The organism is Polyangium sorediatum (assembly GCF_029946465.1).
GTDB classification, from domain to species: domain Bacteria; phylum Myxococcota_A; class Polyangia; order Polyangiales; family Polyangiaceae; genus Polyangium; species Polyangium fumosum.
In genome coordinates this window covers 84,725-97,727 of record NZ_JARZHI010000039.1, presented here as the reverse complement: position 1 = coordinate 97,727, position 13,003 = coordinate 84,725, and the positions used below count along the sequence as shown (strand labels likewise).

General features: G+C 67.4%; 11 protein-coding genes. 8 read left to right on the top strand and 3 right to left on the bottom strand.

Features of this window, described 5'->3' with window-relative positions; genetic code table 11:
* The first annotated feature begins 304 nt into the window (after window positions 1-304).
* From QHF89_RS32510 to QHF89_RS32480, 7 genes are all read left to right on the top strand, one after another.
* The gene (locus QHF89_RS32510; RefSeq protein ID WP_136971394.1) at window positions 305-1,033 is read left to right on the top strand and encodes a tyrosine-protein phosphatase; all 729 of its coding nucleotides are present in this window, start codon (window positions 305-307) and stop codon (window positions 1,031-1,033) included.
* A 14-nt stretch (window positions 1,034-1,047) separates the two neighbouring features.
* Complete coding sequence (locus QHF89_RS32505) at window positions 1,048-2,349, top strand: nucleotide sugar dehydrogenase (RefSeq protein ID WP_136971387.1); 1,302 nt, start codon at window positions 1,048-1,050, stop codon at window positions 2,347-2,349.
* Window positions 2,350-2,461: 112 nt separating this feature from the next.
* Window positions 2,462-3,943, top strand: coding sequence for an XRE family transcriptional regulator (locus QHF89_RS32500; protein WP_136971386.1), 1,482 nt, complete (start codon window positions 2,462-2,464; stop codon window positions 3,941-3,943).
* 22 nt (window positions 3,944-3,965) lie between these two features.
* The gene (locus QHF89_RS32495) at window positions 3,966-4,532 is read left to right on the top strand and encodes a hypothetical protein (protein WP_136971385.1); all 567 of its coding nucleotides are present in this window, start codon (window positions 3,966-3,968) and stop codon (window positions 4,530-4,532) included.
* Between the two features lie 91 nt (window positions 4,533-4,623).
* Window positions 4,624-5,790, top strand: a complete 1,167-nt coding sequence (locus QHF89_RS32490; RefSeq protein WP_136971384.1) for a hypothetical protein — start codon at window positions 4,624-4,626, stop codon at window positions 5,788-5,790.
* A gap of 1 nt (window position 5,791) precedes the next feature.
* Window positions 5,792-6,160: a VOC family protein gene (locus QHF89_RS32485; protein ID WP_136929330.1), complete on the top strand. Its 369-nt coding sequence runs from the start codon at window positions 5,792-5,794 to the stop codon at window positions 6,158-6,160.
* 482 nt (window positions 6,161-6,642) lie between these two features.
* Window positions 6,643-7,503 carry a HEPN domain-containing protein gene (locus QHF89_RS32480; protein WP_136971383.1) on the top strand — a complete coding sequence of 287 codons (861 nt, stop codon included), beginning with the start codon at window positions 6,643-6,645 and terminating at the stop codon, window positions 7,501-7,503.
* Here the strand turns inward: QHF89_RS32480 and QHF89_RS32475 are convergent.
* Window positions 7,500-8,969, bottom strand: coding sequence for a tetratricopeptide repeat protein (locus QHF89_RS32475; protein WP_136971382.1), 1,470 nt, complete (start codon window positions 8,967-8,969; stop codon window positions 7,500-7,502). The two genes, QHF89_RS32480 and QHF89_RS32475, sit on opposite strands and share 4 nt — an antisense overlap.
* Window positions 8,970-8,978: 9 nt before the next feature.
* Window positions 8,979-10,289, bottom strand: coding sequence for an AAA family ATPase (locus QHF89_RS32470; protein WP_136971381.1), 1,311 nt, complete (start codon window positions 10,287-10,289; stop codon window positions 8,979-8,981).
* A 507-nt stretch (window positions 10,290-10,796) separates the two neighbouring features.
* Here QHF89_RS32470 and QHF89_RS32465 point away from each other — a divergent pair.
* A complete protein-coding gene (locus QHF89_RS32465) occupies window positions 10,797-11,567 on the top strand; it encodes a hypothetical protein (protein ID WP_136971380.1) in 771 nt (256 codons plus the stop codon).
* Window positions 11,568-11,594: 27 nt separating this feature from the next.
* On the opposite strand, the gene QHF89_RS32460 is transcribed toward QHF89_RS32465, so the two are convergent.
* Entirely contained in the window at window positions 11,595-12,956 is a 1,362-nt protein-coding gene (locus tag QHF89_RS32460; RefSeq protein ID WP_136971379.1) for an NHL repeat-containing protein, read from the bottom strand.
* Between the last annotated feature and the right edge of the window lie 47 nt (window positions 12,957-13,003).

Genomic DNA, 13,003 nt, shown 5'->3' with positions numbered 1-13,003 from the left:
TCAAACAGGCCGACGAAGAAGCCGGGGTGCCAGCCGAACCAGTAGCGCGGCGGTCTTGGTGGGCAGGGTCGTTGCTGGTCTTGACCGGGCCTGTTCGATGAGCTGCGCGGAGCGCAGGTCATCGAGCTTGGGTCCAGCCCCTGGCTGGTCCGGGTCCAGGGGTGGACAACCCCTGGTGGGGCCTGGGGCAAAGCCCCAGCAAGGCGGCTTCACGAGGCGACCCATGCGCAGCTCTCGTCCCGAGGGGGACGCCGCCATGGGCGGAGCACCCTGCTCAAAAACTGCTAGGTTCGCGCGGCGCGTGATGACGGGGTACATCGACCTTCATTGCCACTGGGTGGTCGGCATCGACGACGGCGTGAAGACCGTCGCGGACAGCCGCGCCTTGCTCACGGGCCTCGCGGGCGCGGGGTTCGGCAAGGTCGTCGCCACGCCGCACATGCGCCCCGGGATGTTCGACAATACGAAGGGCGACCTCGCGCGCGCCTACGAGGCCACGCGGCAGGCGCTCGCGGACGCGCCCGGCTTGCCCGAGCTCGCGCTCTCGTCGGAGCACTTCTTCGACGACGTCGTCTACGAGCGCCTCATGCGCGGCGACGCCCTCCCCTACCCCGGCGAACGCGCCGTCCTGGTCGAGCTCTCCCCGCGCGCCTTCCCAGCGCGCCTTTCGTCCCGGTTCGCCGACCTCCGCCGCAAGAAAAAGCTCCGCCCCGTCCTCGCGCACCCCGAGCGGTACGAGCCCGTCTGGAATGACCGCACCGTGCTTGATCCGCTGCTCGACGGTGGGGTCGTCCTTCTGCTCGACGTCGCTTCGCTCGTCGGCAAGTACGGACGGGCGGCACGGAAGTGCGCGGAGGCGCTCCTGGAAGAGGGCTACTACTACGCGGCGTGCAGCGACGCCCACCGCCCGGGGGACGTCGAGGACGTCGCGGCGGGCATCGAACACCTCCACCGCGCGCTCGGCGCGGCGGAGGCACGCGACATGCTGATCGAAGGACCGCTTTCCATCCTGGAAGGCCGGGTCGACTCGTGAAAGGGACAGGCATCGTGCAGGAGCTTCTCAAGAAGATCGAGGATCGTAGCGCGCACATCGTCGTCGTGGGCATTGGCTACGTCGGGCTGCCGCTCGTCGTGGAGTTCGCCCAAGCCGGCTTCTCCGTTACCGGCTACGACAAGGATCGCGAGAAGGTTCGGCTGCTCGGGCTCGGCGAATCGTACATCGGCGACATCCCGTCCTCGGCGCTCGCGCCGCACGTCGCGGCGGGCCGGTTGCGCGCCACGACCGACCCCGACGTCCTTGGCTCGGCCGACGCGATCGTCGTCTGCGTCCCGACGCCGCTCAACAAGACCAAAGACCCCGACATGCGCTTCATCCTGTCGGCGAGCGACGAGATCGCGGAGCACCAGCACCCGAACATGCTCATCGTGCTCGAGTCGACGACGTACCCGGGCACCACGCGCGAGGTGCTGGTCCCGAAGCTCACGGCCGGCCGCTACGAGCTCGGCAAGGACGTCTTCATCGCGTTCAGCCCGGAGCGCGTCGACCCGGGCAACAAGACGTATGGCACGCGCAACACGCCGAAGGTCCTCGGCGGCGCGACGCCCGGCTGCCTCGAAGTCGCGATGGCGCTTTACGGCAAGATCATCGAGACCGTGGTGCCGGTGTCGAGCACGGACGCGGCCGAAATGGTCAAACTCCTGGAGAACACGTTCCGCGCGGTGAACATCGGCCTCGTGAACGAGGTCGCGCTGATGAGCCGCAAGCTCGGCATCGACGTGTGGGAGGTCATCCGGGCGGCCGCGACGAAGCCGTTTGGCTTCATGCCCTTCTTCCCGGGCCCGGGCCTCGGCGGCCACTGCATTCCGATCGACCCGCTGTACCTGTCGTGGCGGATGCGGACGCTGAAGTACCAGGCGCGCTTCATCGAGCTCGCCGACACGATCAACAGCGGGATGCCCGAATACGTCGTGCACCTCGTGCAACAGGCGCTCAATGGGGAGCGCAAGGCGGCGAATGGATCGAAGATCCTGGTGAGCGGCGTGGCGTACAAGCGCGACGTGGCCGATTACCGCGAGTCGCCGGCGTTCGACATCATCCACCAGCTCCAGGAGCTCGGCGCCGAGGTGCGGTATCACGATCCCTACGTGCCCGAATGCGACGAAGGCGGCATCGTGATGCGGTCGGAGCCGAATACGGTGGCGTACGGCGAATACGATGCGGTCGTGATCGTGACGGATCACGCGTCGGTCGATTATGCGCGGATCCTGCGGGAGGCGAAGCTCGTGGTGGATACGCGGGATGCGCTCCGGAAGGTCGAGGGGGACAAGGGGAAGGTCGTGCGGTTGTAGCGGAAGGATACGAACGGGGGCTTTCGCGGCGCCGCGAAAGCCGAGCCTGTCGCCTCCTCTCCTCTGGTTCCCCCCTCCCGGGTAATGTGCTAGCCATCTCCTCGGCCCCGCGATGTTCTCCATCCCTACGATCGTCCGTGACGCTCGGCAGACGGCCAAGCTCTCGGAGCACGCCATGGCGCGCCTCCTTGGCCTCTCGGTGGACGAGCTTCGTCGCATCGAGAACGCCAAGGACGAAGCCTCCCCCGTCCTGCTCGACCGTTACGCCCAGACCTTCGGCCTGTCCCTGAAGCGCTTCCTCGCCGGCGAAGCCCGGCAGGCGCCCATGGCCTTGCTCCTTCGCTCCATCTACGCACCCAGCCTCGACGAGCTTGCGAACGCCGAGGCCCACCGCGTCCTCGGGGAGTTCGTCCGCACGGCCCGCGACATCGCCGATTTGCGCGACGTTCTCCACGAGCCTCGCGATAGCTCTCTCCTGAATACCCTCAAAGCGCGGCCCATCGACGCCTCGCCACCGCCGCACGGCGCCGAGCGCCTCGCTCAATCCCTCCGCGCGCACCTCGACTTGGGCCTCGACCCCATTCCCTCCATGATCGACCTGCTCGAGCGCCGGCTCGGCGTCGATATCTTGTGGCTCAGCCCCGATGAGCTCGATCGCGACATCGACGGAGCCTCGGCGCGCGGCCCCACGCCGGCCATTCTCGTCAACCTCGTCGGCGGCGCCGAGCTCTTCTGGCGTACACGCATGACGCTCGCCCACGAGCTCTGTCACCTCGTCTTCGATCGGAACGTCCTCAGCACGGGACGCCCGCGCGGGTTCGTCCTCTTCAGCCCGAGGCCACCCGCGGGTGACGAGGAAGGGACCCGGCGAAGGTCCTATCGTCGCTTTCAGCTGTTCGACGATTTCGAGAGCATCGAACGTCGCGCCAGCGCGTTCGCCGCGTATTTCCTCGCCCCGCCCGAGGGCGTCCGGCAGCTCGTGGGGCGCACGGATGCGACCTCGGAGGAAGCCATCGTCGCCGTGAGCCATCATTACGGCGTCGGCCGTGAGACCGCGATCAACGTGCTCAAGAACGTTTACCGTCTTCCGCCCGACGCGCGCCGCGTGATGCTCACCCGCAGATACACCCCCCCCACGCCTTCCGATCACCCGGACGTTCACCGCGGTGCCATCGGGCTGCGCGCGGGTGCGCTCCAGGATCTCGTGCTGCGCGCCCTCGCGCGTGGCGCCATCGATTCCGTGACCGCCCGCGATTATCTCGGCCTCGGACTCACCGACGACCTTCCACCCCACCCCGAGCTCGACGACGCCCAGCGCGCGCCGCTGCGCTCGCCCGAGGACAAGGCCCGCTCGCGCGTCGATCGGCACCTGCAAGAAACGCAGGAGAATACACGCCTGTACGCCGCAGCCGTGACGCGTGATCCGGATGGCTTCCGTGTGGACGTCGTCGACGTTTCCGAACGAGGCTCTCCACGCAACGCGGGGTTCATTCGGCTCACGCGTAGCTTCGACATAGCCGAGAGCCACATCGAATCGCCTGCGCCATCCTCCCGGCGTGACGCGCGCAAGCGCGCCCGCACCTCGGCGCTGTAGGCGACACCAGCATCCTCTCAGCATGGCCCGTGCGAAGACCTCGCGGCGCAGCCCTGCCGCTCTTCACCAGGAGCAAGCCGACGCCAGCGGCTGCGTCGCCGCTTGTATATGCATCCTCCAGCGGTGGCTCGGCGAAGACCCGGACGAGGACGCTCTGCGGCGCGATCTCGAACATGCGGCGGGTTTGCGACTCGCGGCCGGGGTAGCGGACTGGGAATTCCGATACCTCGATTGGGACAAATCCGAGGACCGCATGCTCCTCGACGCGTACCTGGGACGAGGCGTCTGGCTCATGGTCGACGTCTACCCCGGTCCGATGACCATGCACCACGAACGCCATCCTCCAGCCGCGGAATCACGCTTCGGCCCCCTCATGCGTCGATCGCCCGAGGACATCCACAAGCGTGAGGACTTGAGCCGCCGCATCCCCCAGCATCCCCACCACGCCATCGTGCTGGTCGAGTGCTTACCCGAAGGCTACCGCTACCTAGATCCCTGGTATCCGCGCGATGGTCAGCCCTTCACCATCCAACGCCGCGATTTCGCCCTGGCCTGGACAGGACAGGTCGTGATCCCGCAAAAGGTCTGAACTCGGCCGGCTCGTGTTCATTGCCTGTCTCGTGCAGCGAAACGCAGCCCACGCCTATCCCCGGAACCGGGATCCCGCTACCCTGCCGCGCGTGACACGAATCCACCTCGGCTTGCTCGTGCTCGGCATCGCCGCGCTTTCGAGCTGCCATGCAGAAACGCCCGCGCCCGCCGCAGCGCCGACCGTGGTGATGGCCCCTGCGCCCGCGGCCTCGGCCTCCCCCGCGAAGTCGCCCCCCGCGCCGTCGACGCCCCTGCGCCTGGCTTCCTTCGACAGCGGCCACTGCGACCTCGTGGCGACCCCGACGCATGTCTACTGGCTCGAAATCCGCGATCGGCGCACCACGCCTCGCAATACGCCGAGCGGCTCGGGCGCCTATGGCGCGGCCCTCATGTGCGACGAGGCGGGCGGCGTGCTCCTGCGGGCATCGAGACACGAGGGCAAAACGGTCACGCTCGCCACGCTCGACTACCGCCCCTACGGCTTGACCGCGCAGGGAGAGACCCTCTACTGGACCGGCGCGCCGTGCACCGGCGGGGCGCGCTCGGGGGCGAATCCGGATTGGTTCTGGTCCTACCGCGACGGCACCTCGTCCAAGCCGACCACGATGGGCGAAAAGGATCGGAGCTACCTCGGCGTGATCACCTCGCCGACGAGCGTGTTCGTCTCCGATCGTTTCGGCAAAGGCGGCGCGCTCCGGGTCGACGAGGCGCACCCCGCGGGCGAGTCGATTCTGCCCGACAAGGAGCAGCCCTGGCTCATCGCCGCAGACGCGCGGACGCTCGCGTGGGCCGACCGGAGCTGGGAAATCACGCTCACCGACCTCGCCACGCGAAAGACGACCCGCGGGATCCCGCTCGGCGAAATGCCCTCGGACGGCAGCGCCTTCGCAGGCGGTTGGCTCGTCCGCACGACGAAGGACATCGTCGTGGTCTCGGCCGACGGCATGAAGGAGCAAACACGGTTCCCCATCCGAGACTTCGGCGGCCGGGGAGACGGCGCGTTCGCGGGCGGTCGCTACTATTATTGGGCAGACGGCGACGACACCCTCTCGCGCATCGACGTCACGACCGGAAAGGTCGTCCGCGTGCGCGCCCCGGAGGCCAAACGAGCCTGCGGTGTCGCGGTCGAGGGGGACACGATCTTCTGGGCCGACAGCGGAAAAGAAGCCATCTTCGCCTGGCGCACGAGCATCTTCGACGAGACCCCGCCGGAGAATCCCGGCGACGCTCCTGCCAAGGAAAAAACCGGAGGCTGAAATGCTCAAAGTCGATCACATCGGCCTGGCCGCTCGGGACGCGCACGCGTCGGCCAGGAACCTGGCCGCGATCCTGGGAGCCGCCGAGCCGACGGTCGAAGGCGCGGACGACGACATGTATCGGATCGACCTCGACCACGGGGCCTTCGTGCTCTTCAACCCCGCAACGACCGTCCACCCGGACCACGTCGCCTTTCGGGTCGACGAAACGAGGTTCGCCGAGGTCGTGAAGCGGCTCGAAGCACGCGGCGTGGCGTTCGGCAACGATCCGGAGGATCCCCGCAATGGGAAGACCGAGGATCCGCTCGGCGGCGCGGGCCGGGTGTACTTCGTGGACGAGAATGGGCACCTGTTCGAGGTGACCTGCTGAATCGTGGGGCCGTTGCGCCGGGGCGCTGCCCCGGACCCCGCGGGGGGCTGTCCGCCCCTCGACCCGGACCAGGCACGGCCTGGACCGAAGTGGAAGAACTGCGCGATGCGCAGTTCTTCCAACGGGCCGGTGGCAAGACCGTGGAGGTGGATCTCGACCGGGCGACGCGAACGTCGCCGGTTGAACCTGCGGCGCCACGGACTCCGTTGGCAGGGTCGTCGCTGGTCTTGACCATGGCTGTTCGATGAACTGCGCGGAGCGCAGTTCATCGACCCTGGGTCCAGCGCCTCGCTGGTCCGGGTCCCGGGGCGGACAGCCCCGGGTGGGGCCTGGGGCAAAGCCCCAGCGAGACGGCGCCTTCCAGATCCGTCCGCCATCTTCGTCTTCGTCACGAGACCGCCGACAGGGCGTGTCGCTTGCATTTCCAGGACGAACTCGGCCAAACTTGGCGCACCTGCCGTGCCCGTCGCCCGAGGAGCCTCATGAAGACGTCGCTCGACCACCTGCCCGCTCGCAAGCAGGAGGAGCTTCGCGCGATCACCGAGATCCTCCGGACCGGGGCGCCCCTCGACATGCTGATCCTGTTCGGCAGCCACGCCCGCGGCGACTGGGTGGAGGATCCGGAGCACGGCTACTTCAGCGACTACGACCTGCTCGCGATCGTGGAGAGCCCGAAGCTCGCCGAGGACACGGCGCTCTGGTCCGACCTCGGGACGAAGGCGCGCGAGGTATCGGGCGAGGCGCCGATCACCCTGATCGCGCATGACATCAAGTACGTGAACCGCGAGATCCGCGCCGGGAATTATTTCTTTGGCGACATCCGGAACGAGGGCGTGCTGCTCTACGATGCGCATCGCCACACGCTGGCAAAGCCCAAAGAGGCGACCCCCCAGGAGCGGGCCGAGAGGGCGGAGCGGAACTTTTCGTATTGGTTCGAGAGCGCGACGGGGTTTCTGGAGGGGTTCGAGTTCTATGCCAGCAAGGGCCGCAATGCTCATGCAGCATTCCTGCTGCATCAAGCAGCCGAGCGGCTCTACGTGGCCGTGAGCCTCGTGTACACGGGGTACAAGCGGAAATCCCACAACCTGGAGGAGCTCGACGACGAGGTCGCGCCGCTGCATACCGATTTGCGCGGGGCACTTCCGCGGACGACGCCCGAGGACAAGCACCTGTTCGAGTTGCTGCGGCGCGCGTATATCGACGCCCGATACGACAAAAGTTATCGCGTCACGGTGGAGGAGCTTGCCGCCCTGGGCGAGCGGGTGCGGGCGCTCGCGGCCGTGGTGGAGCGGGTGTGCAGGGAGAAGATCGCGGGGCTGCGCGCGGCGGCGGGCGGCGGCTAATCGCCGCGATCGGAGTCGTCGGGCTCCGGCGCTTCGCGTGTCGTTGCTTGGGCTGAGATCTCGGCGATGCGCGTTGAAGCCTCGGCGAGTTCTGCCTCCACTTCTAGCCGAAGGGCTTCTTCGTGCCGGCCGTGTGCGCGGAGCCCCTCGGAGTAAGCGCGGAGCGTCATCGCCAAACTCTTCGGCGAGGCCGCGCCTTCTCGCTTCAGCCGCAGCGCTTCCAGGAACATCGGCTCGGCCTCGGCCCAGCACCCGTTGTCGCGCAGGCCGCGCGCGAGCCCGTCGATCGTGACGCCGCGCGCATTGGCGCCGACACCTCCCTCTTCCTGGAGCCGGAGCGCCTCGCGGAAGAGCGGCTCGGCTTCAGCCCAGCGTCCTTCCTGCCGAAGGATGTGCGCTGCCACGAGCCAGTACAAACTCCGGGTCTCCATCGTCACGCCTGGTTCATCGAGGCGGCTCTCCAGCGCTTGGAGCTCCGTGCGTGCGCGGCCGAGCTGCCCTTCGCTGAGCCATCCCAAGATCGCGAGGACCTCGGCACGCAAATGATCCTTTGCGACCGGCGGGGCTACCGGATCCAGCCACTTCACGACGCGTCGTGCGCCATGGGCCGGCCTCGTTCTCGGGTACGCGAGCCGTTGAACGCGTTCACGTAGCAGTTCACGTACGAACTCCTCCGACAGGAACCTTGCCCAGCGGATGACCTTCTGGTCGCGCACCAGCATCCGGCCGCGAAGCGACGCGAATACGCTCGTGCGCTCAGGTTCATCAATGGCCGCGGCGAGGCCTTCCTCCCCGCGCAGCGCCAAGGCAACCAGGGCCACGACCTCGCCTCCCGGCATCGTATCGAGAAGCCGGCCGAGAATACGCAGGTAAATGGCATCCCGCTGGTTTTCGCGCGCCACGTTCTCCGCATGGACATCGAGCAACGCATTGTACGTCTCGATGATGAGGATCGGATTGAGGAGCGTCTGGACGAGGGGCTCCACGAGCTGGACCCCATCCTCACGCAACCCGAAGTCGCGGACCATCTCCTCGTAGATCTCGTCCGCCGTCGTCTGCACGAGCCGCCCCATCTCACCGAGCTTACCCAGGCTCTCGTGGGCCACGGGACAGTCACTCGCAATGGCAACATGCTGCAAGCCCTGGAGCTCCGGCTGCGCGAGGACGTCGTTCAAGTCGACGTCGGGGCGCCGCACCTTCACGACCACGAGGTATTCGTCGGATCCGTGGCGCTCACGGAGGTTGCGCAGAAACTCCCGGTCAGCGTCGACGACGCTGCGGTACCACTCGACCTCGACGCGGCGGAGCGTGTCCTCGGCGAGGATCTGCTGGTAAAACGCGAGCAGAATCTCCCGGTCACTCTCGACGAGCCACGACGGCAAGAAGAGCGGAGACGCGTCGGCGGGATAGAGACGGACCTTCTCGCCCGTGGCCGTCCGCAAGCCAATGAGATGCAGCGCGCGCATGCCCCGGGCTCAGAGCTTCGCGCGCACGCTCGGGCGCAGCAGATCGAGCACCGGCTGCATGCGATACCCCAACGTCGGCTGGAAACGGTGCTTCGGAAGCAGCACCTGCAGCTTCACGAGGTCGTCGATCTCCTGCTCGGTCATCCCCGGCGCCTTTCCCGGGTCCGTCTTGGCGCACCCGCGCAGGAGGTCCTCGCGTAGGAGCGTCGCATTAGGCCGCCCGCCATCGCAGCGGTCCACGATCTCCGCCAGGCGCCGCACGAGCTCCGGATCCGCGCCATTGAAAGGATCCGCGGTGAAGACGAGGCGGGCGAGATTCCCCGCATCCTTCCAGCTCGCCGACGGCGGCCAGAGCTGCGAGCGCATGAGGCCATGCACCCACCGGAGGAAGACCAGGGGATTGCCCGTGCACGCGGCGAGGCGGTGGACGGCAGACCAGTCGGTGTCCACCGGGAATTGCTTTTTGACCGTCTCCGTCGCCGCTTCGAGCCGCCGGCGAACGAGCTCGAACAGCACCTCGGGCGTGAGCGGCTTCAGGTCGATCTTCTCGGTCGCCTCCCGAGCGACGTTCTCCACGAGAGCCTCGGTCCGAAAGTGCACGAGGGAGACACAGGGCCGAAGATCGAGGACGTGGCGGAAAAGCATGGCCACGTCTTCTTCGTGGTCCGTGGGGAGCGCCTGATCGAGGTCGTCGAAGAACACGACGACCATCCAGCGCGAGTCGTCCTCGTCCAGGCGCTCGAGGGTCGCGGTGATCGCGGCGTGGAGCAGCTCGTCCGTCACCGTCAGCGAGCTCTGCACCGTCTGCCCAAGGCTTCGGGTCTCTTCCCACGTGAGCTTGCTCTGCAGCTTCAGGAGCAGATCTGCGCCGAGCGTCGCGTCGGCGCCGTAGCGTCGCGCAACCGTTTCCGTCTGCGCGCGGCTGATCTGGCTATGGTTCGCGAAGAGCGCGAGCTGATCGAGGACGCGAGCGATCCCCAGACGCTTGAACTTCTCCGCGCGCGGCTTGATCTCGTCGACGAGCCGGTTTGCCAACCGGTTCAGGAACGGCCTGTAACGAAGACCGCGGCTGTCGACCGTGAGGCAGACAGCCTGGTCGGGGTATTTCTTTTCGAAGCGAGCCAGCGCTGCCCGGGTGAAGATGGATTTCCCGACCCCACGCGCGCCCGTGATCATGAAGTGCGCTTCACGGAGCTGCGCCTCCCGGAGTTCATCAAGCCGCCGCACGAGGTCGTCGAGCTCCTCCTCGCGATTCACGAGCAGCCCCGGATCGGTGCTGATCGGCTGGAGCCACACGGCGTTCACTCGGCTGGGCGGCATGAGGATCTTCCTTCCACGGACTCATTCTGTCGGCATGCCTCGGTTTCGGCCAAGCCAACGTCGCAGGACGCCGGCCCGCGCGCCGGAAGGACCAGCACAGACGGCTCGCCGACCGGCCGTCCCGCCTATACCACCGTGCCACCCCCTCCGCGAGCACCCCACCACGCCCCTCCCACCCTGTGATCCCGCTCCCCGCCACCCCGCCCCGTCTCCATCAGCATCGAGGCCCCTTCCCTCCCCGCCTCCCCCGCGCTTCGCCGCTCGAACCCCCCACGCCTCGCCGCCCGCCGCGCCTTTCCCCCGCTGAACCCCGCCTCCCCACTCCGCCGACGCGCCTTCCCCCGCCGCCCCCACGCGCCTCAAACGTACGCCAGCTCGCCTGTTTCATTCTGAAACCCGTACCCCCTCCCCCCACCCTGCCCCCCTTCTTCCGCCCCCTTTGCACTTCACCTGTTCCTCTGCCCACCCTCGCCGTGTTACACAGGCCACCTTCGACAGGGAGGTACCATGAGCAAAGTCTCCAAGATGGTGGCCGATCGTGCAGCCATCGCCCGCGCCGTGCAGAGCGCGGCCACCGTGCACGGCCCGGAGGCCGCCGCGGATCTCGAAGCGCTCCTCTTCCCGAGCGGCGCGCCCGAAAAGGTCACCGTGGCCGACTTCCTCGCGGCCCTGGGCGACACCCTCGGCCGTTACGTCGTCTCCCTCGAAGGAGCCGATCGCGCCCACGCCGCCGAGCTCTCCGACGACGATGGATATCGCACCGCGCGCGACGAGCGCATGGCCGATCTGAAAAACGTCTATGCCTCGCTCCGCGAGCTCGTCGTCCGCAGTTATGGCCCCGCCGTCGCCGACGCGTATGGCCTCGGCAGCGCACTCCCGGAGGATCCGCAGCTCCTTCTGAGCCTCGCCGGCCACGCCGAAAAACTCCTCCGCGAGCGCCCGCTGACCGAGCAGCCCAAAATCAAGAGCCTGACGCTCGCCCCGATCGCCGCCGCCGAAGACCTCGCCTTCGCCATGTCCGCACTTCGCTCGGCGCTCAATGACGTCGAGCGCGAGAAACGCGAGGCACAGCTCACGCAAAACGCCAAAGACGAGCTGATGGCTCGCTGGGGGAGCGTCTATCCCGGCGTGGCCGACGCGCTGGCCGGTCTTTTCACGCTGGCCAAGCGGCCCGCGCTCGCCGACCGCGTGCGCCCGACGGCGCGGCGGCGCGCGGGGCTGCCCGAGGTCGAGGACACGGCCCCGGCGCAGCCGAGCGCGGAGACGGGGAAAGCATAGGGCGGGGCTGCTTCCGCTTCCGATCCCTCAAGGATCCAAGCGGGTCACGAAGATGGCGCGCGGCTTTCCGCTCTCGTTCACGAGCGCGCCTTGTCCGAAGTCGATCTGGCTCGTGAAGTATCCGGCCATGTACCGACGGCCTTCGCTGTCGAGCGCGATTTGAACAGCGTAATCCTCCCCGGGCCCTCCGTACGTCGCGGACTGCAAGAAAGTCCCTTGCTCGTCGATCTCGGCGACGGTGATGTCTTCATAGGACGGGCCTGTGAGCGTCGACCCGTTGATGTTCATGGTCCCCTCGAGCCCGATGCCAAGCCAAACGCGTCCGGGGGCGCTTCGCGTGAGCGTCGTGTGGACGGCGTAGAATTCTTCTCCCTCGACGAACCAATCGCTGCTCCCGTCGTTCGAATGATGCTGGAGGGAAGACAAACAATGCTCCGCGGGGTCCTCGGCGCGGGCCATGAAGTATCCTTCTTTGCCGTCGGGCGCGAAGGCGAACGTATCGACCCAGCACACGCTCTCGGTCACCTCGAGCTCCATCTGCCCCCATTTTTTGAATTTTTGCACCCGTGCTTTTTGATAATACGAGGAGCGCGCGAGCCAGAAGTCCCCATTCGGCTCCACGTCGAGCTTCCAGAACACCGTCTTCATCGCCGGCATCGTGTGTGCGTCCAGGAGCATGGCTTCGGGCGATCGAATCGACACCTCGGAGTCGGTCTGGTCCGACACGAACGGGCTCGAAATCCAAGCGGCGACATACACGTTGCCCTTGCCGTCGGCGCCGACGTCGTTGAAGCGATACGCGGGCGGATCGTTGGGCGTCTGCTGGCTGTCGGTGACGTAGGCCCATCGGATGTTTCCGCTGGGATCGAGGCGCACGACGAACGGAGCCTCCTCGTAGGTCTGGAACTTGTTCCCCCAAAAATCGAGGTCCGCCTGCGACTCCGGCTTGCGCTTCGCATACCCGGAGAAGAGCACGTTGCCTTCCGCGTCGGTCTTGATGGAGATGGGCTCGACGTCGATGTCCGGGCCGTCGATGGTCCCTTGGAACACGATGTTGCCATAAGGATCGAGCTTCGTGATCCAGGCACTCTCCCATCCGGGGTCGCCGGGGACTTCGTCGGTGGCGGTCCCGCCGAACACCCACGCGGAGCCATCGGGCGCGACGGCGAGGGGATAGGTCGCGAGCTTGCCCGAGAGCATGAGGCCATAAGGCGCGCCAGGTCCGACGTCTCCGCCGGTGCCGCCGATGCCGCCGGTGCCGCCGATGCCGCCGATGCCCCCGGCGCCGCCGGTGCCGCCGGCGCCGCTGTCCACTTCGAGGGCGGACTTGCCGCCGCAAGCGAAACCGAACAATCCCACGAGCCCGAGCGCCACATCGCGAAGTCTCATGGCCGCTTCTTTTGCCCGAGCGCGCATGAAGGGCAAAGAACCCCGCC